Annotated in this window: 23 protein-coding genes; 14 read left to right on the top strand and 9 right to left on the bottom strand. The window is 60.6% G+C overall.

All coding sequences use genetic code 11. The features are described 5' to 3' along the window. Positions 1–4 precede the first annotated feature (4 nt). The 3 genes from AC0Z42_RS25320 to AC0Z42_RS25310 form a co-directional block, all read right to left on the bottom strand. On the bottom strand, positions 5–277 hold the full coding sequence (locus AC0Z42_RS25320) for a YkgJ family cysteine cluster protein (protein ID WP_485470838.1): 273 nt from the start codon (positions 275–277) through the stop codon (positions 5–7). Between the two features lie 57 nt (positions 278–334). Then, positions 335–1,207, bottom strand: a complete 873-nt coding sequence (locus AC0Z42_RS25315; RefSeq protein WP_485470837.1) for a head GIN domain-containing protein — start codon at positions 1,205–1,207, stop codon at positions 335–337. Between the two features lie 146 nt (positions 1,208–1,353). Beyond that, complete coding sequence (locus AC0Z42_RS25310) at positions 1,354–2,859, bottom strand: DASS family sodium-coupled anion symporter (RefSeq protein WP_485470836.1); 1,506 nt, start codon at positions 2,857–2,859, stop codon at positions 1,354–1,356. A gap of 301 nt (positions 2,860–3,160) precedes the next feature. On the opposite strand from AC0Z42_RS25310, the gene AC0Z42_RS25305 reads away from it, so the two are divergent. The 4 genes from AC0Z42_RS25305 to AC0Z42_RS25290 all read left to right on the top strand — a co-directional run bounded on the left by AC0Z42_RS25305 (position 3,161) and on the right by AC0Z42_RS25290 (position 6,451). Next, positions 3,161–3,811 carry a TetR/AcrR family transcriptional regulator gene (locus AC0Z42_RS25305; RefSeq protein WP_485470835.1) on the top strand — a complete coding sequence of 217 codons (651 nt, stop codon included), beginning with the start codon at positions 3,161–3,163 and terminating at the stop codon, positions 3,809–3,811. 167 nt (positions 3,812–3,978) lie between these two features. Next, positions 3,979–4,629 (top strand): protein-L-isoaspartate O-methyltransferase family protein, encoded by a 651-nt coding sequence (locus AC0Z42_RS25300; RefSeq protein ID WP_485470834.1) that lies wholly within the window; start codon positions 3,979–3,981, stop codon positions 4,627–4,629. Positions 4,630–4,643: 14 nt separating this feature from the next. Beyond that, positions 4,644–4,967: a rhodanese-like domain-containing protein gene (locus AC0Z42_RS25295; RefSeq protein WP_485470833.1), complete on the top strand. Its 324-nt coding sequence runs from the start codon at positions 4,644–4,646 to the stop codon at positions 4,965–4,967. Positions 4,968–5,110: 143 nt separating this feature from the next. Beyond that, positions 5,111–6,451, top strand: coding sequence for a TolC family outer membrane protein (locus AC0Z42_RS25290; RefSeq protein ID WP_485470832.1), 1,341 nt, complete (start codon positions 5,111–5,113; stop codon positions 6,449–6,451). A gap of 49 nt (positions 6,452–6,500) precedes the next feature. Here the strand turns inward: AC0Z42_RS25290 and AC0Z42_RS25285 are convergent, their stop codons facing one another. Continuing rightward, positions 6,501–6,968: a DMT family transporter gene (locus tag AC0Z42_RS25285; RefSeq protein WP_485470831.1), complete on the bottom strand. Its 468-nt coding sequence runs from the start codon at positions 6,966–6,968 to the stop codon at positions 6,501–6,503. 82 nt (positions 6,969–7,050) lie between these two features. Between AC0Z42_RS25285 and AC0Z42_RS25280 the strand changes: the two genes are divergently transcribed. Then, a complete protein-coding gene (locus tag AC0Z42_RS25280) occupies positions 7,051–7,959 on the top strand; it encodes a LysR substrate-binding domain-containing protein (RefSeq protein ID WP_485470830.1) in 909 nt (302 codons plus the stop codon). A gap of 11 nt (positions 7,960–7,970) precedes the next feature. Here AC0Z42_RS25280 and gloA read toward each other — a convergent pair whose 3' ends face one another. The 4 genes from gloA to AC0Z42_RS25260 form a co-directional block, all read right to left on the bottom strand. Next, positions 7,971–8,378, bottom strand: coding sequence for a lactoylglutathione lyase (gene gloA / locus AC0Z42_RS25275; RefSeq protein ID WP_308924160.1), 408 nt, complete (start codon positions 8,376–8,378; stop codon positions 7,971–7,973). Positions 8,379–8,489: 111 nt separating this feature from the next. Next, the gene (locus tag AC0Z42_RS25270; RefSeq protein ID WP_485470829.1) at positions 8,490–8,912 is read right to left on the bottom strand and encodes an OsmC family protein; all 423 of its coding nucleotides are present in this window, start codon (positions 8,910–8,912) and stop codon (positions 8,490–8,492) included. A gap of 104 nt (positions 8,913–9,016) precedes the next feature. Then, a complete protein-coding gene (locus tag AC0Z42_RS25265; RefSeq protein WP_485470828.1) occupies positions 9,017–10,345 on the bottom strand; it encodes a PQQ-dependent sugar dehydrogenase in 1,329 nt (442 codons plus the stop codon). A gap of 13 nt (positions 10,346–10,358) precedes the next feature. Next, a complete protein-coding gene (locus tag AC0Z42_RS25260) occupies positions 10,359–10,640 on the bottom strand; it encodes a hypothetical protein (protein WP_485470827.1) in 282 nt (93 codons plus the stop codon). 356 nt (positions 10,641–10,996) lie between these two features. On the opposite strand from AC0Z42_RS25260, the gene AC0Z42_RS25255 reads away from it, so the two are divergent. The 8 genes from AC0Z42_RS25255 (at position 10,997) to AC0Z42_RS25220 (ending at position 21,183) form a co-directional block, all read left to right on the top strand. Continuing rightward, positions 10,997–11,884 (top strand): NAD kinase, encoded by an 888-nt coding sequence (locus AC0Z42_RS25255; protein WP_485470939.1) that lies wholly within the window; start codon positions 10,997–10,999, stop codon positions 11,882–11,884. A 72-nt stretch (positions 11,885–11,956) separates the two neighbouring features. Continuing rightward, positions 11,957–13,624 (top strand): DNA repair protein RecN, encoded by a 1,668-nt coding sequence (gene recN, locus AC0Z42_RS25250; RefSeq protein WP_485470826.1) that lies wholly within the window; start codon positions 11,957–11,959, stop codon positions 13,622–13,624. A 269-nt stretch (positions 13,625–13,893) separates the two neighbouring features. Then, positions 13,894–15,003, top strand: a complete 1,110-nt coding sequence (gene hemH, locus AC0Z42_RS25245) for a ferrochelatase (RefSeq protein WP_485470825.1) — start codon at positions 13,894–13,896, stop codon at positions 15,001–15,003. Positions 15,004–15,215: 212 nt separating this feature from the next. Further along, positions 15,216–15,752 carry a nucleotide exchange factor GrpE gene (gene grpE / locus AC0Z42_RS25240; RefSeq protein WP_308924166.1) on the top strand — a complete coding sequence of 179 codons (537 nt, stop codon included), beginning with the start codon at positions 15,216–15,218 and terminating at the stop codon, positions 15,750–15,752. A gap of 91 nt (positions 15,753–15,843) precedes the next feature. Next, a complete protein-coding gene (gene dnaK / locus AC0Z42_RS25235) occupies positions 15,844–17,790 on the top strand; it encodes a molecular chaperone DnaK (RefSeq protein ID WP_485470824.1) in 1,947 nt (648 codons plus the stop codon). 160 nt (positions 17,791–17,950) lie between these two features. Further along, positions 17,951–19,084, top strand: a complete 1,134-nt coding sequence (gene dnaJ, locus AC0Z42_RS25230) for a molecular chaperone DnaJ (protein ID WP_485470823.1) — start codon at positions 17,951–17,953, stop codon at positions 19,082–19,084. Between the two features lie 60 nt (positions 19,085–19,144). Continuing rightward, positions 19,145–19,816: a carbonate dehydratase gene (gene can, locus AC0Z42_RS25225; RefSeq protein WP_485470822.1), complete on the top strand. Its 672-nt coding sequence runs from the start codon at positions 19,145–19,147 to the stop codon at positions 19,814–19,816. A 248-nt stretch (positions 19,817–20,064) separates the two neighbouring features. Further along, complete coding sequence (locus AC0Z42_RS25220; protein WP_485470821.1) at positions 20,065–21,183, top strand: acyltransferase family protein; 1,119 nt, start codon at positions 20,065–20,067, stop codon at positions 21,181–21,183. On the opposite strand, the gene AC0Z42_RS25215 is transcribed toward AC0Z42_RS25220, so the two are convergent. Then, entirely contained in the window at positions 21,176–22,063 is an 888-nt protein-coding gene (locus tag AC0Z42_RS25215; protein WP_485470820.1) for an HTH-type transcriptional regulator ArgP, read from the bottom strand. The two genes, AC0Z42_RS25220 and AC0Z42_RS25215, sit on opposite strands and share 8 nt — an antisense overlap. A 127-nt stretch (positions 22,064–22,190) precedes the next feature. Here AC0Z42_RS25215 and AC0Z42_RS25210 point away from each other — a divergent pair, with 127 nt between their 5' ends. Next, positions 22,191–22,814 carry a trimeric intracellular cation channel family protein gene (locus tag AC0Z42_RS25210; RefSeq protein ID WP_485470819.1) on the top strand — a complete coding sequence of 208 codons (624 nt, stop codon included), beginning with the start codon at positions 22,191–22,193 and terminating at the stop codon, positions 22,812–22,814.

Here is a 22,814-nt window from a genome sequence, read left to right as displayed (position 1 = left end):
TATCTCAGGGCGCTGTCAAGCGCTCCAGCTCGCCCAGCCACCGCACCGCATATTCACGGCTGTCGCCGCACATTTCCACTGACGGCTGCAAGCCGCCGCAAAACGCCGGCCGCTCGGGCTGGCCAAAGATGCGGCACAGGTTGTCGTCGGCCAGCTGCACGCAGCGTACGCCGGCCGGTTTGCCATTGGGCATGCCGGGTATCGGGCTGGTGATCGAGGGAGCGGTGCAGCAGGCGCCGCACGAGGGGCGGCATGCCAGGGAGGCGGAAGTCGGCATGGCGATGACGCGAAAAGGAACAGGGGCCGACAGTATAGCAAGCCCCCGCCCAGCGTCTTATTGCACCACGCGCACGCGCGAGCCCGACAAGGTGCGTTTGGCCGGCTCGCCATGCACGGTGATGCGGCCCGAGCCGCTGGAGCGGGCGTTGACTTCGCCGCTGGCGGTAGCATCGATATCGCCCGAACCATTGCTCGACAAATACGCAACTTCGCTGCTCAGGGGCGCCAGGTTAAGGTTGCCCGAGCCATTCACATTGGCGTCCAGGCGTTGTACGGTGCCGCTGGCACTGATGCTGCCCGAACCATTGACGGCCAGGTTGACCCGCTCGGCGCGTAGCTGGCCCAGGTGAATGCGGCCCGAGCCATTCTGTACCGCATCGCTGTTGCCGCTGACCAGCCCGGCCGCGTTGATGCTGCCCGAACCGTAGTTGGCGAGGTCGAGGCGTCCTACTTTGCCCGACAATTCACTTTTCATCGAGCCGTGCTGCACCAGGGTCAGGTCATCGCCGTTAAACCCGCTGGCGACCAGGCGCCCGCCGCTGAGCGTGCTGATCTTGTTCAGGTGCGGCGTGGTGTAGGTGATATGGATGTCGTTGCTGCGGTGCAGGTTGGCATCGCTCCAGATGCGCAGGGTGTTGCCGCTCACTTCGCTCTGGATCAGCGGCAGAATATTGCTGTCGGCCTCGATCACCAGCGAGGCCACGGGGCCGATGCGCACGGCTATCCTGGCGTCGGCGCCGTTCAGGCTGCCGATATCGAGCACCGTCGCGCTGCTGATCGTGCGCGCATCACGGCTGAGCTGCTGGTTGCCGTCGACAGCCTTGCCGCCGGAATCCGTGCTGTAGCGCACGTCGCCATCGTTGGGGTTGATGACGATGGCGCAGCCGCCAAGGGCGACGGCGCAGCACAGGGCCAGCAAAGCACGCATGATATTTCCTTTGATTGGTATCGTTGAATGAAAAAAGCCGGCTGCCGCGCTGCGGCTGCCGTGCTGTCGATGTCAAGATAACAAAGCGCTGCTGTTGCCTGTACGTAAATGCGATGAACTGCACAAAACGCGGCATGAAACGTGATTTACCAGTAGCCCAGCAGCTTCCACCAGGTGGTGCCCACCACGGCAAAAATCGCCAGCTCGACCAGGCACATGATCAAGCCAGTGCGCCACCAGTTGCCCATCGTCACATAGCCGCTGCCAAAGATGATCGGCGAGGTGCCGGTGGCGTAGTGGGTCAGCGTCATCATGATGGCGGAACCCGCCGTCATCATCAGCATGAACGGCACCAGGTACGCGGGCGGGATCAGCTGCGCGCCGACCGTCAGGAAGGCCAGCAGCATGGCGCTGATATGGGCCGTGGTGCTGGCAAAGAAATAGTGCGAGAACACGAATACCAGCACCAGTACGCTGGCCACCGGCAGCCAGTCCATGCCGCTGGCAACGATGGCGGCTTTCATGCCGCTTGAGAACCAGGCGATCACGCCGGTCTTGTTCAGTTGCTCGGCCATCATCACCAGCGCGCCGAACCACACCAGCGTGTCCCAAGCGCTTTTTTCCGACAGTACGTCGTCCCAGTCGATGGTACCCGTAATGATCAGCACGAAGAGGCCGACAAAGGCGACCACCGTCGGGTCCAGCGAAAAAGCCGGGCCGAACAGCATGGCCGGTACATTGGCCCACAGCAACAGCAGCAGGCCAAACGTGCCCAGCATGACTTTTTCGGCGGCCGACAGTGGCCCCATGGTTTTCAGCTCCGCCTTGGCATAGTCGACCGCGTCCGGCGTGGCTTTGAGTTCCGGCGGTGACAGCAGATAGATTACCAGCGGCATTACCAAGAGGCACACCAGGCCCGGCAGCAGCATGCACAGCGCCCAGGTGGTCCAGCTCAGGTGAAAGTTCTGGTTGCTGACCCTGGCCACATAATCGACCACCAGCGGATTGGGTGCGGTGGCCGTCAAAAACATGGCCGAGGTGATCGGGTTGGCGTGGTAGTTGACCAGCGCCAAGTAAGTGCCTACCTTGCGCTCGGTACCCTTGGCCGGGTCGGAGTCAAACGCATTGGCGATCGATTTCATGATCGGATGCACGATGCCGCCGCCGCGCGCCGTGTTGCTGGGCGTAAAAGGCGCCAGCACCAGTTCGCAGATCGCCAGGCCGTAGCCGATGCCGATGGTGCGCTTGCCCAGCAAGGAAATGAACAGCAGGCCGATGCGGCTGCCCAGGCCAGTCTTTTTCAGCCCGCGCGAAATCAGGATGGCGACCACGATCAGCCAGATCAGCGGATTGGCAAAACTGCTGAGCGCATCCGTGATGGCGCCCTTGGACGAGGTCGATGTGACTTGCGACAGCGAAACGATGACGATCGCCATCATGGCCATCACGCCGATAGGCATTACCTTCAAAATGATGGCGACGATGGTGGTGAGAAAAATCGCCACCAGCGCCCAGGCCTTGGCTGTCAAGCCATCAGGAGTCGGCAACAGCAGCAGGGTCACCAGCACGATGCTGGAAATGACGGCCGGACCCAGGCGAAAGGGCACGGCCTCCTTGAAATGGCGCAGCAGTTCGCCCACGGTCTTGAACATCCTGATCCTTTCTGATCCCCGCCTGCCGTTGAGGGCATGCGTTAAGGCAATATTGCAGACATCATAAGGCAATGACGGCAGGGAAAAGAAAGGTATCTGCCCTGGATGGCCTTGAAGTCAATTTTTCTTGAATATAGTGGCGGGCGCCTTGTGCACATCGCTGGCAAAGCCAGCGTTCAGAACATGGGATTGCCGCTGGCGGTCTTTCCGGGATCGCCTGATGCTTGCCATATTGAGTCTTGACCTTGCCTGTATACAAGTCTAAGATTAATGACTCAAAAGTAAGTTACCGGAATCACCTATGGAAGTCCCGATGGATAGCAAGCCGCGCTGGGAGCGGCGCAAGGATGCGCGGCCGCAGGAATTGCTGGCCGCCGCGCTCGACCTGTTTGTCGAACGCGGTTTTGCCTCGACGCGGCTGGAAGATGTGGCCAAGCGCGCTGGCGTGTCGAAAGGCACGTTGTACCTGTACTTTGAAAACAAGCAGGAGCTGTTCAAGGCGGTGGTGCGCGACAATATCGTGCATTCCATCGGCGAGGCGGAAGACAGCATGGCCGCCTCGGACGCCAGCAGCGGCGAATTGCTGCGCAGCCTGATGATGCAGTGGTGGCAAGAGTTGGGGGCGACCAAGCTGGCCGGCCTGACCAAGCTGATGATGGCGGAAACCAACAATTTCCCCGAATTGGCGCAGTTTTACAACGAAGAAGTGGTGCAGCGCGGCAATGCCCTGATTGCCAGCCTGATCGAGCGCGGCATGCGGCGCGGCGAGTTCCGTGCCGTCGACCCGGTGCTGGTCAGCGCCATCCTGTGCGCACCGATGACCATGCTGATGATGTGGACGCATTCCTTCCTGCCCTGCGACGTCAACAATATCGATCCGATTGCCTATCTGAATACCTTTATCGACATGAGCTTGCGCGGCTTGCAGGTGGAGTCCGCCATAAACAGCTGAGCGCCGGTCGCAATGTTACCGTTCAGTTACCCCTTTGCAAGGTTCACCCCCTCAAATCTGCAGATCGTCGCAAATTTCCTCCAACGCCCCTCTTTATGGTTAACATGTGCTTTCAGCCAGTTCAACGATAAAATGGCGGATTATTACTTCACTTACCGAGTCCAAAGATGAATATCGAACAAGCCCGCTTCAATATGATCGAACAGCAAATCCGTCCCTGGGACGTGTTGGATATCGACGTGCTGGAGCTGTTGAACGTGGTCAAGCGTGAAGATTTCGTTCCGGCTGCCTACAAGAACCTGGCCTTTATCGATACCGAAATCCCGCTGGGCGGCGGCGAAAGCATGTTCACGCCCAAGCTCGAAGCGCGCATCTTGCAGGAAGTTGCCGTCAAAAAGCACGAAAACGTCCTGGAAATCGGTACCGGCAGCGGCTATATGGCCGCCTTGCTGGCGCACAAGGCGCGTCATGTATTGAGCGTGGAAATCCAGCCGCAGATCAAGGCGCAGGCCGAGAAAGCCCTGGCAGCCAATGGCGTGACCAATGTCACCGTGACCCTGGGCGATGGCGCACAGGGCTGGAGCACGGGCGCGCCGTACGATGTGATCGTCATTTCCGGCGCGCTGTCGGTGCTGCCTGAGGCGATTTTGCAACAGGTCAAGGTGGGCGGCCGTATCCTGGCCATCATCGGCGAAGCACCGATCATGTCGGCGCACCTGGTCACGCGTACTTCGGACGTCGCCTACGATACGCGCAAGGTATTTGAAACCAGCGTGGCGCCGCTGCAAGCCGTGCCGCCATCGCACTTCCAGTTCTAAGCGGCGAGGATGCAATGGAGATTTTGAGCGCACCGCAGCTGGCCGCCTGGCTGGCTGACTCTTCCCGTCCGCGCCCCTTCCTGCTCGACGTGCGCGAACCGTGGGAATTTGACCTGTGCCGGCTGGACGACGCTACCCTGATGCCAATGAACTCGATCCCGGCGCGCATCGACGACCTCGATGAAGAAGCCGAGATCGTCTGCATCTGCCATCACGGCGCGCGCAGCATGCAGGTGGCGGCCTTTTTGGAGCGCAATGGGTTTGGCAAGGTCAGTAATCTGACGGGCGGCATGCACGCCTGGGCGTTGCAGGTCGACGCCAGCATGGCAAAATATTAAGTAATTCCTTGTAGATGCCATCCCGGGCCTGTGCAGTGCGCAGGCCCGAGGAGGCCTGTACCCGTCTTATCCGGAGGGGCCGCAGGCAGCAGCACCCGATTCTTGTATCCATCAACTTTTGACGACTCCCACGGAGAAATGCAATGCGGAAACCCCTTATCGCCGTACTGATGACCAGCGCCTTTGTCTCGATGACATGCTCGCTGCAGGCACAGGCGGCCGATCTCATCCAGGTCTACCAGCAGGCGCTGGCCAATGACGCGCAGTATGCCAGCGCGCGCGCGGCCCTGTCGGCCGGGATGGAGGCGGTGCCGCAGGGCCTGGCAGGCTTGTTGCCGCAGGTGTCCGCATCGGGCAGCAGTACGCGTGGCGATCTCGAACAGATCATCCAGAACCAGGGCGGCAACAAGATCACCTCGCCGTCGGTCAATGTGCGCACCAACAGCTACAACGTGACCCTGGCGCAGCCGCTGTTTCGCTGGGACCGCTGGGAAACCTACCAGCAAAGCAAGCTGGCGCAATCGATTGCCGAAGCCCAGTTTGCGCAGGTGCAGCAAGACCTGATCACGCGCGTGGCGCAAGCGTATTTCGATGTGCTGAGCGCGCAGGACAACCTGGGCGCGACGCAATCGCAAAAAGCAGCGACCACCGAGCAGCTGGCCTCGGCCAAGCGCAACTTCGAGGTCGGCACGCAGACCATTACCGACACGCACGAAGCGCAGGCAGCGTATGACCTGGTGGTGGCACAGGAGTTTGCCGCCATCAATGACCTGGCCAACAAGCGCAGCGCCTTGCAAACGATAATCGGCGAAGCGCCGACCAGCCTGGCGACCATGCGTACCGGCGTGGTGCTCAGCGCGCCGCAGCCAGCCACCATCGAGCCCTGGGTCAGCTCGGCCGAAGAGCAGAACTTCGGCGTTGTCACGGCCCAGTTCAACGTCGAGTCCGCCAAGCGCGACATCGGCCGCAATCGCGCCGGCCACTACCCGACTCTCGATCTGATCGCCAATGCGGGCCATAACTATACCTCGGGCGGCGGCACCGGCAGCGGCAGCAACAACAACGCCATTGGCGTACAGTGGAGCATCCCGATTTTCAGCGGTTTTGCCGTCACCAGCGCCGTGCGCCAATCGATCGCGCTGGAAAACAAGGCCCGCAACGACCTGGAAACGGCGCGCCGTTCGGCCTCGCAAAATGCGCGCCAGGCTTTCCTGGGCGTCAACAGCGGCATGGCGCAAGTCAAGGCGCTGGAAGCGGCGGAAGTGTCGAGCAAGTCGGCGCTGGAATCGAACCAGCTGGGTTACCAGGTCGGCGTGCGCATCAATATCGACGTCTTGAATGCGCAGAAACAACTGTTTTCGACCCAGAAAGACCTGTCGAAAGCGCGCTACGACACCATCATGAACGGCCTGCGCCTGAAGTCGGCGGCCGGCACCCTGAAGGAAACCGACCTGGTGCCGGTCAACGCGCTGCTCGACCGTTAAACAATTGTTTTGAATACGAAAAACCAGCGCCTGCGCTGGTTTTTTTTCGTCAGCCGGCGCGCCCGTTGGCCACTTGCGTGACGATCACGCCAGCCACCACCAGCGCCGCCCCCAGCCAGTGCAGCGGCGTGATGTGCTTTACGGCAAAGCCCAGCAAGCCGTAGCGGTCGATGGCCAGCGCGGCCAGCACCTGGCCGCCGATCACGGCCGCCATGAAGGGGCCGGAGCCCATACGCGGCGCCAGCATCAGCGCGGCCGTAATATAAAACACGCCGGCCGCGCCGCCGAGCCAGGTCCAGCCCGGTGCGCGCAGCGACAGCGCCACCTCGGGTGCCGGCACGCGCATCACCAGCATAACCAGTGATGCGAGCACGGCGCTGACGCCCAATGAGGCCACGGTGGCCCACAGCGGGTGGCCCAGGTTGCGGCCCAGCGCCGCATTGGCGCCGGCCTGGAACGGCACGACGGCGCCGGCCAGCATGGCCAAGGGCGCAAACAAGGTGATCCATCCCTGCATGTGAGACTCCATCTGTTGAGTTGATGGCGCCATCGTATTATGCTGTTGGCATAAAATCCAATTCACACTTTGTCATCAGAACATGCACCATACGAATAGTCTGCGCGCGATCGACCTGAATCTGCTGGTGATCCTGGAAGCCTTGCTGAGCGAGCGCCATCTGTCGCGCGCGGCCCAGCGCTTGCACATGAGCCAGCCGGCCGTCAGTCATGCGCTGGCGCGGCTGCGCCATCTGCTCGGCGATCCGCTGCTGCTGCGCGGCAAGGGTGGCTTCCAGCCGACGGCGCGCGCGCTGGCGCTGGCGCGGCCGTTGGCCGAGGCCCTGCAAAACGTGCGTTCGGTGCTGGGCGGCGCGGTGTTCGACGCCGCCAGCACGCAGCGCGTGTTTCGCCTGGCCATGTCGGACTACGGCGCGGCGCAGGTCTTGCCGGCCTTGCTGCGCCGCTTGCGCACGGATGCGCCCGGTATTGATCTCTCCATCAGCTACGCCAGCCGGCCGGCCATGCTGGCGGCCTTGCAGGATGGCGAGATCGACCTGGCGCTGGGCGTGTTCGCGCAACTGCCGCAGCAGCTGCACAGCGATCTGCTGTTCGAGGAAACTTTTACTTGCGCGATGGACCCGGCCGGTCTGGCGCCGCGCCAGGTTTTGAACCTGGCAAGCTATCTGGCGCGGCCACATGTGCTGGTGGCGTCCACCGATGGCGGCATGGCGGGCGAAGTCGACGCGGCGCTGGCCAAGCTGGGCAAGACGCGACGCATCGCCGTGCGTTTGCCACACTGGACGGTGGCGCCGCAGTTACTGAAGGGAACAGATTTGATCCTGACGGTGGCGCAGCGTGCCGTGCAGGGGCATGCGCAGAAGGATTTGATGCTGCAGGCGCCGCCATTTGCGATTGCGCCGTTTGCGTTTGAACTGGTGCGGCATCACCGTACCGATGGCGATGCCGGCATCGCCTGGCTGCGCGCGACGATTGCCGCGGCAGTCCAATAGGGGGCAATAAATTACAGTCCGCCGCCCTGGCCGTCGAACTTGCGTTCGATCAGTTCGATCTTGTAGCCATCGGGATCGGTAATAAAGGCGATCACGGTGGTGCCGCCCTTGACCGGGCCCGGCTCACGCGTGACGTTGCCGCCGTTGCTGCGCGCCGCATCGCAGGCGGCAACGATATCGTCGGCCGAGATGGCGATATGGCCATACGCCGTGCCCAGGTCATAGCTGGTGCTGCCGTAGTTGTAGGTCAGTTCCAGTTCCGCATGGTCCGGGTTCGAGCCGTAGCCGACAAACGCCAGCGTGTACTGGTATTCCGGGTTGTCGCTGGTACGCAGCAACTTCATGCCCAGCACTTTGGTGTAGAAATCGATGGAGCGCTGCAGGTCGCCGACCCGCAACATGGTGTGCAAAATACGCATCTTGTATCCTTGGTATGAATGAGGGAGTGGCAGGATTCTAGGCGTTTTATGCGCTTCTTGCAGAAAACCGCTCCCGCTATCCGTTAAAGGCAGCATGGAGCGGCGGCAGGCTTATTCCAGGGTGGCGTCGAGCGTGATGTTCGCCACCAGCAGTTTCGATACCGGGCAACCCAGCTTGGCGCGCAGCGCCGCATCCTGGAATACCTCATCGGTAGCGCCCGGAATGGTGGCCACCAGAGTCAGGTGGATGGCGGTGATCGCGTATTCGCCATCGACCTTGTCCAGGCTGACCTGCGCGGTGGTTTTCAGGGCGGTGGCCTTCAGGCCCGCTTCGCCCAGCTTGCCCGACAGCGCCATGGTAAAGCAGGCCGCGTGGGCGGCGCCGATCAGTTCTTCCGGATTGCTGCCCGGACCATCTTCAAAGCGCGTGTTAAAGCCATAGGCAATATTGTCGAGCGCACCGCTTTCGCTGGAAATGAAACCTTTGCCATCCTTGAGGCCGCCACTCCAGACGGCTGATCCTGATTTTTTCATGATGTGCTCCTTTGCGTAGGTTTGAACAACCATCATGCGCGAGGCCACCGCATGGGTCCGTTCGGTGCGCCACACAGGGACGGATGCCCCTGCGCGGCGACGATTTATTTCGAGGCCGTCACGCGCCAGATCACATTGCCCACATCGTCAGCCACCAGCAGCGCGCCATCCTTGTCGACGGCCACGCCGACCGGGCGTCCCTGCGCGTTGCCCTTGCGATCAAGAAAGCCGGCGACGAAATCCTGCGGCGGCCCCGACGGCTTGCCCTCGGCGAACGGCACGAAGATCACTTTATAGCCGCTGAAAGGCTTGCGGTTCCATGAACCGTGCTGGCCGATAAAGGCTCCGCCCTGGTAGCTTTCAGGAAACTGCTTGCCGTCATAGAACGCCAGGCCCAGCGAGGCCGTGTGGGCGCCCAGCGCATAGTCGGGCGCGATGGCCTTGGCCACCAGTTCCGGGCGCGGCGGTTTCACGCGCTGGTCGACATTCTGGCCATAGTAGCTGTAAGGCCAGCCGTAGAATGCACCATCCTGGACCGAGGTCATGTAGTCGGGCACCAGCTCGTCGCCGATCTCGTCGCGCTCATTGACGGCCGTCCACAGCGCCTTGCTGGTGGGCTGCCAGGCCATGCCGTTCGGATTGCGCAAGCCGCTGGCAAAGATGCGCGGCTTGCCGCTGGCAATTTCATATTGCCAGATCGCCGCGCGGCCTTCTTCGGCGCCCATGCCATTCTCGGCCACATTGCTGTTCGAGCCGACCGAGACATATAAAAACTTGCCATCGGGGCTGGCCACCACGTTCTTGGTCCAGTGATGGTTGATCGGGCCGCCAGGCAAATCCATCGCCTTGACGGGCTTGGCCGTGATCTCGGTCTGGCCTTCCTCATACGGCACGCGCACCAGCGCGTCGGCATTGGCGATATACAGCTGATTGCCGACCAGCGCCATGCCGAACGGCGAATTCAAACCCTGCATGAAGACCGTGCGCGTCTGCGCCACGCCGTTTGCATCGACGCCGCGCAGCAGCGTGATGCGATTGGCCGTCGGCGTGCCGGCACCGGCCTTTTTCATGGTCATCTTCATGATCTTGCCCTTGATGCCCTTGCTGTCCTCAGGCTTGGGCGGGGCATTCGTTTCGGCCACCAGCACGTCGCCATTGGGCAGCACGTAGACCCAGCGTGGATGGTCGAGGTCGCGCGCCAGCGCATGGATGGCAAAACCGGCCGCCACCGTCGGCTTGGCGTCGCCTTCCCAGCGTTCCACCGGCGCCACCTGCACCGTGGGGATCAATTGCTTCGATGGCTTGGGCAAGGTCGGATTGGGGCCGAAGCCGGGCGGCATGGCTTGCGCCAGGGCGCTGCCGGCGCCGGCGAAGGCAGTCACGGCGGCAAGGGCCAGCAGGGAAACGCGCAGGCGCGGGGCGGGAAAGGGCATGGCAGGCTCCGGATCAGGTTTTGCGGATGGTGTCGGACGACAGCTCGGGATCGGGTTTGGCCTGGCCCGGCGGCGCAGGATTGACTTTTTCCACGCCGGGCTGGTTGCGCAGGTCGGTATCGACCAGGCCTTGCTCGATATCGCTGGCGGCCTGCTTCATGATGTCGCGCGGCTTGACATTCTGCGCGTCCGGCGACTCGTCGCGCTCGTGCGGCAGGCGGTCCATGCCATCGTTTTTTACTTTTTCATCGGTATTGATCTTGCGCTCGCTGCGCTCGCTATGTTCGGTAACCATGTGGCCTCCTGAAGTCAAAGAAATGACATGTCCCCAGTGTCCCTGCAGGTGCCAGAGCACGCAAGCGGATTTCCCGGCCGTGGGGGCGCTGGCGCACGCAGGAGCTTATCTTTTCTTCTCGCTCGCGCCGTCCATCCCGATTACACTGCCTGCAGGACTTACCGAACGCCCCTTGCAGCGAGCGTGCTGCCGCTCTATACTGTGCATATATACAGTATTACGCGGTAGTGGCGTGCTGATCGCGACAGCCTTGGGGCGACTTGCCACCGAATTCATTTGCCGAGATTTTTATGCCCGTCGATCACCACGACCATCTTCCGCCAGCACCGCCGCCAGCCCCGGGTTCCACGTTCAACATGGGGCCCAAGACCATTGCGCTGGTCGTGCGGCAGAATACCGATGGCATCGCCGAGCCCGTCAAAAGCATCATCGAGTTCCTGCGCGGCTTGGGCCACACGGTAGTGTTCGAAGCGGAAACCGCCGCCCACCTGGACGTGGCTGGCGTAGCCGCCATGTCGGCCGCCGAGATTGGCGCTTGCGCCGACTGCGCCATCGTCATGGGCGGCGACGGCACCATGCTGGGCATTGCGCGCCAGCTGGCGCCATATGATGTGCCCTTGATCGGCATCAATCAGGGCCGGCTGGGCTTCATGACCGATATTCCGATCGAGCGCATGCTGCCGGTACTGGCCGACATTTTGGGCGGCAATTTCGAAGCCGAGCGCCGCACTCTGCTCGAAGGCAGCGTATTGCGCGATGGCAAGGCAATTCATGTCGGCATGGCCGTCAACGACGTGGTCGTTGCGCGCGGCGCCGGCGCCGGCATGGCCGAACTGCGGGTCGAAGTCGATGGCCATTTCATGTACAACCAGCGTTCGGACGGGCTGATCATCTCCACGCCGACCGGCTCGACCGCGTACGCGCTGTCGGCCGGCGGGCCGCTGCTGCACCCGACCCTGGGCGGCATCGTGCTGGTGCCGATTGCGCCGCACGCGCTGTCGAACCGGCCCATCGTATTGCCCGACTCGAGCCAGATCGTGGTGGAAATCGTGCGCGGGCGCGATATCAGCGTCAACTTCGACATGCAGACCTTTGCCAGCCTGCTGCAGCAAGACCGTATCCTGATACGCCGTTCGCCGCACACGATCACTTTCCTCCATCCGGAAGGCTGGAGCTATTACAACACCCTGCGCGAAAAACTGCACTGGAACGAGTATCCGTCCGGCGAGGGCAAACTCGTTTAAGCGCGTTGCTTTTTACGCCAACCCACGCCAACCCGCGGTTCTCTGTCCGTTTGCCGCCCAACCATTGAAGCCATGCTCCATACACTGTCCATCCGCGATTTTGTCATTGTCGATACCATCGAGCTGGAGTTTTCCGCCGGCTTCAGCGTGCTCACGGGCGAAACGGGCGCCGGCAAGTCCATCCTGATCGATGCGCTGACCCTGGCGCTGGGTGGGCGCGGCGACGCCAGCGTGGTGCGCGAAGGCGCGCCCAAGGCCGACATCACGGCCGACTTTTCCGTCAGCGAGGTGGCGCAGGCCTGGCTGGTGGCCAATCAATTTGCCAACGATGACGGCGGCGCCCTGCTGCGCCGCGTGATCGACAATGCGGGCCGCTCGAAAGCGTATATCAACGGCATCGCCGCCACCGCCGCGCAACTGCGCGAACTGGGCGACATGCTGGTCGATATCCACGGCCAGCATGCCCATCAGTCGCTGCTGAAAAGCGACGCACAGCGCGCCCTGCTCGACGGCCAGGCGACGGCGCGCGAGGCGGGCGCGGAACAGGATGCGCGCCAGGTGGCGCAGCTGCACAAGCGCTGGCGCGCGCTGGTGCGCCAGCGCGAAGAATTCGAAACCAATGCCGCCAACGTGCTGTACGAGCGCGAACGGCTCGAATGGCAGGTCGGCGAACTGGAAAAACTGGCCGCCAAGCCTGGCGAATGGACCGAGATCACCAACGAACACAGCCGCCTGTCGCATGCGGCCAGCCTGCTCGAAGGCGCGCAGGAGGCGCTGACGATCATTTCCGAAGCGGAAGAACACCCGGTGATTTCCCAACTGGCCACCCTGAACCAGAAGCTGGGCAAGCTGGTCTCGGTCGATGCGGAACTGCAGCCGATTGTCGACCTGATCGAATCGTCGCGCATCCAGTTGCAGGAATCGGTGTATGCGCTGAACAATTACCTGGACCGGGTGGAACTCGACCCGGACCGCTTGCACCAGCTGGACGCGCGCATGGAAGCGATGCACAGCACGGCGCGCAAGTTTCGCGTCACGCCGGAAGAATTGCCGCAAGAACACGCGACACTGTCGGAAAAGCTGCAACACCTGGCCGACGCCAGCGATATCGAAGGCTTGCGGCGCCAGGAAGAAAAAATCGAAGCCGAATACCGGGCGGTCGCCGGGCGCCTGTCGGTCACGCGCCACGCCGCCGCGCTGGAACTGGGGCACGCCGTGACGCACGCGATGCAGGAGCTGAGCATGACGGGCGGCAGCTTTGAAATCGCCCTGCATCCCTGCGAGCCGGCTGCGCATGGCCTGGAGCAAGTGGAATTTCTGGTCGCCGGCCATGCGGGCACCGCACCCAAGCCGCTGGCGAAGGTGGCCTCCGGTGGCGAGCTGGCGCGCATCGCACTGGCCATTTCCGTGATCACCTCGCACGCCACCACCACGCCAACCTTGATTTTCGACGAGGTCGACAGCGGCATCGGCGGCGCCGTGGCCGAAGTGGTGGGCCGGCTGTTGAAACGCCTGGGCCAGGGCCGACAAGTGCTGTGCGTAACCCACTTGCCGCAGGTCGCCAGCCAGGCCAATCAGCATTTCCAGGTTGCCAAGGGTACCGTGGACAACGGCAAGACCGTCTCGCGCATCGACATGTTGGACGCCAAGGGCCGGGTGGAGGAAGTGGCGCGCATGCTGGGCGGCCTGGAAATCACGGCCACCACGCGCAAGCATGCGCGGGAATTGCTCGCCACGTAGTTAAAGCCGGGGTCAGACCCTTGGCGCCGCTCATGCCAAGTTCGGAGACAAAGCATCCGCGGGTCTGACCCCAGCTCTTTGCTGTAAGGGTTACAAAACCCACCAGCAAACCCGGAAAATGCTGGGGTCAGACCCTCAACACTGGCAACGTCAAGCTCGGCGCCAACACATCCGGGGGTCTGACCCCGACTCCGGATGCGTCATTGCTGAGCGTGCGTTCAATGCCACTATAATGTTCAGCTACCCGTCCAACGTTATCAAAGAACCTCATGCCCTTTCAAGCCGAACCGCCGTACACCCATGGCACCGTCGCCCGCAGCGCCGTGGTGCTGGTCAACCTGGGCACGCCCGATGCACCGACCGCGCCGGCCGTGCGGCGCTATCTGAAGCAATTTTTGTCCGATCCGCGCGTGGTGGAAATTCCCCGGCTGGTGTGGTGGTTTATCCTGAACCTGATCATTCTGCCGTTTCGCTCCGGCCAGTCGGCCAAGAAATATGCGTCGATCTGGACCAAGGAGGGTTCGCCCCTGAAAGTCCATACGCAAAAGCAGGCGCAACTGCTGGCCGGTGCGCTGGCCGAACGCGGCCATGACGGCCTGACGGTGGCCATGGCCATGCGCTACGGTTCGCCGTCCTTGCCCGAAGTGCTGGCGCAGCTGAAACGCGACGGTTGCGAACGCATTGCCATCCTGCCCGCCTATCCGCAGTATTCGGGCACCACCACCGGTTCCATCCATGACGCCGTGTTCAGCCATTACGCCACGGTGCGCAATGTGCCGGAACTGCGCTTTATCAAGCAGTATCACGAACATGCCACCTATATCGCCGCCTTGCGCGACTCGGTGCTGGCACATTGGGAAATCAATGACCGTCCCGACAAGCTGGTGATGAGCTTTCACGGCGTGCCCAAGCGTACCTTGCTGCTGGGCGACCCGTATCACTGCCAGTGCCTGAAAACCGCACGTTTGCTGGCGGAGCAGTTAAAACTGAGTAAAGACGAATATATCGTCACCTTCCAGTCGCGCTTCGGCAAGGCCGAGTGGCTGCAGCCCTACACGGCGCCGACCCTGATCGCGCTGGCGCAGCAGGGTGTCAAACGGGTGGATTTGCTGTGCCCGGGTTTTACCAGCGATTGCCTGGAAACCCTGGAAGAGATCGCCATGGAAGCGAAGCATGATTTTGAAACGGCGGGTGGCCAGGTATTTCACTACATTCCTTGCCTGAACGAAACACCAGCCTGGATCACGGGCATGGCGGAAATTGCCGAACAGAATATGGTTGGTTGGCCGACCATGGGCACGCCCGCACAGCGCGCGGCCGAGCAGCAGGAAGGGCAACAGGCGCGCGCGGCGGCGCTGGCGCTGGGGGCGGCCAACTGATTTCTAAATGGCAACACCGAAATGGCGGGCTAGCGTGCCGCACTGGTAGAATGCCGGGCTTCGCGCATGTAATCCCGACAACTTGGAGCGACTTTTCTGGCGATGTTGCCAATACCCCTTGAAAGAGAGGGATATAGCCCCATCTGCCGCTCAGTGTTGTAGCGCGATGTAGCCTAACTAATATTAAGTCATTGATTGTAGGAGCTTTTCAGATGCAAGATCAGGAAAACCAAGCTGTACCTAATCAGCCAGCGGACGCTGCGGCGGCTGCACCATCGACTCCCGCAGAGCCTACTTTGGAAGAGCAGCTGGCCAGTACCGAGGCGCGTCTTGCAGAGATGCACGATGCCTTCATGCGCGCCAAGGCCGACGGTGAAAACATCCGCCGCCGTGCCCAGGAAGATGTTGCCAAGGCCCATAAATTTGCAGTTGAAAGCTTTGCCGAAGCCCTGGTGCCCGTGAAAGACAGCCTGGAAATGGCATTGACAGTAGAAGCGCCAACCATCGAATCGCTGAAGGAAGGCGTGGAAATGACCTTGAAGCAGCTGAGCTCGGCGTTCGAGCGCAACCGTCTGGTCGAGATCCTGCCGGTACAAGGCGAGAAGCTCGATCCGATGAAGCACCAGGCCGTGGCCGTGGTGCCGGCCGAGCAGGAAGCCAATACGGTGGTGTCGGTATTGCAAAAAGGTTATATGATTGCCGACCGCCTGTTGCGTCCGGCCATCGTGACCACCGCGCAAGCAAAATAATCAGAGTGCGGCATCAAGCAAGCCTTGAAACCATGCCGCTTTGCCACATATAAGAACCATCTGAAATCTAGCGAATAAAAGGAAATAAATCATGGGTAGAATTATCGGTATCGATCTGGGAACCACGAATTCCTGCGTTTCCATCATGGAAAACGGTCAACCAAAGGTAATCGAAAACGCCGAAGGCGCACGCACGACGCCGTCGATTATCGCTTACCAGGAAGATGGCGAGATTCTCGTCGGCGCGCCGGCAAAACGCCAGGCCGTGACCAATCCGAAAAACACGCTGTACGCAGTCAAGCGTCTGATCGGTCGCAAGTTCGACGAGAAAGAAGTACAGAAAGACATCGCGCTGATGCCTTACCAGATCACCAAAGCCGACAACGGCGATGCGTGGATCGGCGTGCGCGACAAAAAACTGGCGCCACAGCAAATTTCGGCTGAAGTGCTGCGCAAGATGAAGAAAACCGCCGAAGACTACCTCGGCGAAGAAGTGACCGAAGCCGTCATCACGGTACCGGCCTACTTCAACGACTCGCAGCGCCAGGCAACCAAGGACGCCGGCCGTATCGCTGGCCTGGACGTCAAGCGCATCATCAATGAGCCGACCGCGGCAGCGCTGGCCTTTGGCCTGGACAAGAACGAAAAGGGCGACCGCAAGATCGCCGTGTATGACCTGGGCGGCGGCACGTTCGACGTCTCGATCATCGAAATCGCTGACGTTGACGGCGAAAAACAATTTGAAGTGCTGGCCACCAACGGCGACACCTTCCTGGGTGGCGAAGACTTCGACCAGCGCGTCATCGATTACATCATCGACGAGTTCAAGAAGATCAACGGCATCGATCTGAAAAAAGATCCCATCGCCCTGCAGCGCATCAAGGCTTCGGCCGAGCGCGCAAAGATCGAACTGTCGTCGTCGCAGCAGACCGAAATCAACGAGCCGTACATCGCCATGGCCAATGGCGCACCGGTCCACCTGAACCTGAAGATGACCCGCGCCAAGCTGGAATCCCTGGTCGAAGAGCTGATCGCTGCCACCATGGAGCCATGCCGCATGGCCATCAAGGATGCCGGCGTTAAAGTTTCGGACATCGACGACATCATCCTGGTCGGCGGCATGACCCGCATGCCGAAGGTGCAGGAAAAAGTGAAGGAATTCTTCGGCAAGGATCCACGCAAGGACGTGAACCCGGACGAAGCCGTGGCAGTTGGCGCAGCGATTCAAGGTTCGGTCCTGTCGGGCGAACGCAAGGACTTGCTGTTGCTGGACGTGACGCCATTGTCCCTGGGTATCGAAACCCTGGGTGGCGTGATGACCAAGATGATTCACAAAAACACCACGATTCCGACCAAGTTCTCGCAAGTGTTCTCGACCGCCGACGACAACCAGCCTGCGGTGACCATCAAGGTCTACCAGGGTGAGCGCGAAATCGCGGCCGGCAACAAAGGCCTGGGCGAATTCAATCTGGAAGGCATCCCACCAGCATCGCGCGGCACGCCACAGATCGAAGTGACCTTCGACATCGACGCCAACGGCATTTTGCATGTCGGCGCGAAAGACAAGGCCACCGGCAAGGAAAACAAGATCACCATCAAGGCGAACTCCGGTTTGACCGAGGCTGAAATCCAGAAGATGGTCAAAGACGCCGAGTTGAACGCAGAAGAAGACAAGAAGGTGAAAGAGTTGGCCGAGTCGCGCAACCAGGCCGATGCTCTGGTACACTCGACCCGCAAATCGCTGACGGAATACGGCGACAAGCTGGAAGCCGGCGAGAAAGAAAAGATCGAAGCGGCCATTACCGACCTGGAAGCAAGCATCAAGGCCGGCGACAAGGCAGAGATCGACGCCAAGGTGGAAGCACTGTCGACGGCATCGCAGAAACTGGGCGAAAAAATGTACGCCGACATGCAAGCGCAACAAGCGGCCGGCGGTGCAGAAGGTGCACAGCAAGCTCCTGGCGGCGCCTCGGATGCTGGCGCCAAGCAAGATGACGTGGTTGACGCTGACTTCAAAGAAGTCAAAGACAGCAAGTAATCTCTTGCGCTCCTGCAACTTGGGGGCAGCCGGGCTGAACGCTACATCGCGGCATTAGCCACGAAGACCGGCCGAGCCGAGTCGCCGCCCAGCGCGGCACTCGACTCGGCTTTTTCGTGTAATTTTTACATCAGTAGATAGACTGCAAGGTGCCGACAACATGGCAAAGCGTGATTTTTACGAGACACTCGGTGTCGCAAAAAATGCTTCGGAAGAAGAGATCAAAAAGTCTTACCGTAAACTGGCGATGAAATACCATCCGGACCGCAATCCGGATAGCAAAGAGTCGGAAGAAAAGTTTAAGGAAGTCAAAGAAGCCTACGAAATGCTGACCAATCCGGAAAAGCGCGAAGCGTACGACCGCTATGGTCACGCCGGCGTGGACCCGAACATGGGCGGCGGTGGCGGCTTCGGCGGCGGTGCTGGCGGCTTTGCCGACAGCTTCGGCGATATCTTCGGCGACATCTTTGGCGGTGGCGGCGGACGCAGCCGCAATGCTGGCCCGCAAGTGTACCGTGGCGCCGATTTGCGCTACAACCTGGAAATTACACTTGAGCAAGCTGCGCACGGCTTCGACACGACTATCCGCGTGCCGAGCTGGGACAAGTGCGAAACCTGCCATGGCAGCGGCGCCAAGCCGGGCACCCAGCCCGTCACTTGCGGTACCTGCGCCGGCCACGGCCAGGTACGCATGCAGCAAGGTTTTTTCAGCATCCAGCAAACCTGCCCGAAATGCCATGGCAGCGGCAAGGTGATCCCCGAACCGTGCACTACTTGCGCCGGTGCAGGCCGCATCAAGCGCAACAAGACGCTGGAAGTCAAGATTCCAGTGGGCATCGACAACGGCATGCGTATCCGTTCGTCCGGCAACGGCGAACCGGGCACGAATGGCGGGCCGGCCGGCGACCTGTATGTGGAAATCCATATCAAGCCGCACGCCGTGTTCCAGCGCGAAGGCGATGACCTGCATTGCGAAATGCCGATTTCGTTCACCAAGGCAGCCTTGGGCGGCGATATCGAAGTGCCCACCCTGAACGGCAAAGTGTCGTTCACAATTCCTGAAGGCACCCAGTCGGGCAAAACCTTCCGCCTCAAGGGCAAGGGCATCAAGGGCGTGCGCTCCGGCTATGCGGGCGATCTGTTCTGCCACGTGGCGATCGAAACGCCGGTCAAGCTGACCGAAAAACAAAAAGAACTGCTACGCGACTTTGAAAAATCCACCACCGAGGGCGGTGCCAAGCACAGCCCGCAAAGCAAGACCTGGAAAGACAAGGTCAAGGATTTCTTTGAATAAGCATTAATCAATAGCGCCGGGATGCCAACCACATCCCGGCGTTTTTTTAAGGAAAAAATCATGACCGAAGTAAAAAACGGCCCGGCCCTGTCAGAACTGCTACAGCGCAACAAGCGCTGGGCCGATTCGATGGTGGAAAAGAATCCCGAATACTTCAAGAACCTGGAAGCGCAGACTTCGCCTGAATACCTGTGGATCGGTTGTTCCGACAGCCGCGTGCCGGCCAATGAACTGCTGGGCATGCCACCAGGCGATGTGTTCGTGCACCGTAATATCGCCAACGTGGTGGTGCATTCCGACCTCAATTGCCTGTCGGTGCTGCAGTTTGCCGTCGACGTGCTGAAGGTCAAGCATGTGATCATCGTCGGCCACTATGGCTGCAAGGGCGTGCATGCGGCCATGACCGGCACGCGTATCGGCCTGGTCGACAACTGGCTGCGCCATGTGCAGGATGTCAGCCAGAAGCACGAGCGCTACCTGGGCGACGTGCTGACCAGTCGCCAGCGCAGCGACCGCCTGTGCGAGCTGAACGTGGCCGAGCAGGTGCTGAACGTCTGCCAGACAACCATCGTCCAGGATGCCTGGGAGCGCGGCCAGGAGGTCAGCGTGCACGGCTGGGTGTATGGCCTGAAAGACGGCGTATTGAACGACCTGAACGTGACGATTACCGCCGGTCATGAACTGGCGCCACGCATGGCGGCACGGTTGGCGCGCTACGAAGAAGTCCAGTAAGCCAGCTTCAGCCGCCGCCTCAGGCGGCCGGATTCAATCAACCCGCTTGCGCCGTCTGGTGCGAGCGGGTTTTTTTGCGCTCTGCAGCAGCGGGCGGGCTGGACATGAACCGTTCGTTTTTCATGGGAATAACAACATTCTTAACTTGATAATTTCCTGAGGTTAAGATGATATTGCTATAATCCGCGCACTCTGCATGCTGCACCATCTTCCTTCCCGATCAACCACGCCATAAGCATTCATGTCCAATGCAACTCTCAAAAATATTAAGCCGGGATGCCAATAATCTGGATATTTTTAGAATGCTTGCCGCTTGCGTGGTCATTTATGCGCATGCATTCAGCCTGGTGCCCACCCCTGGCAAGAACGACCCCTTATGGCCGATTCTGACGTTCGATTATTCCGGTTCGCTGGCCGTCAAGATGTTCTTTTTCCTGAGTGGTCTGGTCGTGACAAACAGCTTGCTGGACAAGCGTGACCCGATCAAATTCGTCATTGCCAGGATTTTTCGCATCTGGCCGGCGCTGGTGTTCACGTTGCTGGTATCGGCATTGATCATCGGCCCCTTGATGAGTACGCTGCCGGTGACCGACTATTTCAGGAATGGAGAGGTCTACAAGTATATCTATAGAAATACTGCCATGTTTTCCACGTATTCCTTGCCTGGTGTGTTTGTCGATAATCCTCACCAATCCGCAGTCAACGGCTCAATCTGGACCATTCCATACGAAGTAGGCGCGTATGCGGTGTTATTGGGGCTGTTTCTGGTAGGGATATTCAAGTTCCGATACCTGCCGGCGCTGGCCTTCCTGGTGATCGTGCTCGATCCCCTGCTGGGAAACAAATTGTTGATCAGCTGGTTTCCGCAAAATCATGAGATCAACTTGCTGTTCCCTTGCTTTTCTTTCGGCGCGGTGCTGGCCTATTACAAGCAACATATCAGAATCGACATGGCGATGCTGGCCGGATTTTGGATCCTGTTTTACATGTTCCGCGACGGCAGTTACAACTATTATTTTTTCTACGCAGCGTTTTTCCTGACGATCCTGTATGTATCGGCGTTACCGTTCATGCTGGAAATTAAGCTCAAGACCGATACTTCGTATGGCATTTATCTGTGGGGCTTCCCGGTGCAGCAGATCATGGCCGAAAAATTTCTCGCGTATGGCGTGGTCTTCAACCAGGTTTCTTCCATTCTGGTTTGCCTGCTCGCTGGTTATCTCTCATGGCATCTGATTGAAAAGCGTGCCATTTCCCTTGGTGCATTGCTTGGAAAACGGCTCAACTGGCGGATCTCGCCAGCTTCCTCGCCATCCACCCTCGCTACGATAAAAGCCGGTTCAGCAGGCCTGCCCGGCATCATTTGAGCATCTTGCGTGCGGCAGCGATGATCTGCCGCGACAGCTGCTCCATGCGCGGCGACTGCACCTTCCAGGTATGCCAGTACAGCGCCACGTCGGCCGGCTGCTTTGGCGTCAGCATCTCGACCAGCTTGCCGTCGGGATTGGCCTGCAACAGCAGTTCCGGCACCATGCCGTAGCCGAGCCCGTAGCGGATGGCGTTGAAGTGCGAGGTGGCGCCCGGCACGTAGTGGCAAGGGTAGGCGCCTTCGGGCAGGCCCAGCGCCTGCTGCAGGTAGTTCGACTGCAAGGTGTCCTTGCGCGTGTAGGCCACCACCGGCGCCAGGCGCGCGGCCGCGCGCGTGAGACCCTGGACGAACCACTGCTGGCGGAACGCCGGCGTGGCCACCAGCCAGTAGCGCATCACGCCCAGCGGTTCGGCCGTGCAACCGCGCATCGGTTTCGGCTCGGTGCTGATGCAGCCGATCGCCATGCCTGTTTCCAGCAAGGTATAAGTATGGTCCTGGTCTTCCACGGCCAGGTCCAGCAGCACTCTTTCGCGGTTCAAAATATCGGCAAGGGCCGGGAAAAACCAGGTGCCCATCGAGTCGGCGTTCAGTGCCAGCACCAGGGTCAGCGGCGCGTCCTGCTGCACCGCCAGCTCTGCCTCCAGATCCGCTTCGAGCAGCCTGGCGCGTTTCAGGTACTGCATCAGGCGCTGGCCGGTGCGCGTGGCGCGGGCAGGGCGGCTGCGCACGATCAGGGCATTGCCCAGTTGGCTTTCCAGCGCGCGCACGCGTTGCGAAATGGCGGGCGAGGTCAGGTGCAGCTGCAGTGCGGCCTGTTCGAAACTGCCGGTCTCGATGACGGCGCGAAACGCTTCCGTATGCTTGGGATTGAGTTCCATCAGCGCCGCCCTGGATTAGAAAAATTTATCATTCCCAAATAATACTTACTTTTGATTAGGAAGGGCGTGTTGCGGTGCACAATGACGCTATCGCGCACTTGCGCCTGCCGTATCCTGGAAGAGAACCATGCTGTTATATATCATTTACCTCGTGGCGATTTCCGCCGAAGCGATGTCCGGCGCCATCATGGGCATGCGCCGCGGCATGGATCTGTTCGGCATCGTAATGATCGGCACCGTTACCGCACTGGGCGGCGGCACCATCCGCGACGTGCTGCTGGGACACTATCCCCTGGGCTGGATCGCGCACCCGGAATACCTGCTGTTTACGGGCGGCGCGGCGATCGTCACGGCGTTCGTGGCGCGCTATCTGCACCATCTGCGCTCGGTATTTCTGATCGTCGACGGACTGGGACTGGTAGCGTTTTGCGTGATCGGCTGCGATATCGCCATGTCGGCCGGCATGCATCCGGCCATCGTGGTGCTGGCCGGCATGATCACCGGGGTGTTTGGCGGCCTGCTGCGCGATATTTTGTGCAACCAGATTCCGCTGGTGCTGCAGCGCGAAGTGTATGCCACCGTGGCGGTGTTTACCGGCGCACTCTACGTCGCCCTGCTGCATTTCAAGGTCGACAGCGCGGTGGCGCAGCTGGCGTCGATCGCCGCCGGCCTGCTGTTCCGCTTCCTGGCGCTGCGCTTTTCGTGGCGGCTGCCGAACTTCAATGGCGACCGCATACGCGGGTTCGAGTAA

This window comes from Janthinobacterium sp. 1L-D-8-B-C4 (assembly GCF_057291295.1).
This window is presented reverse-complemented; position numbering and strand designations above follow the sequence as displayed.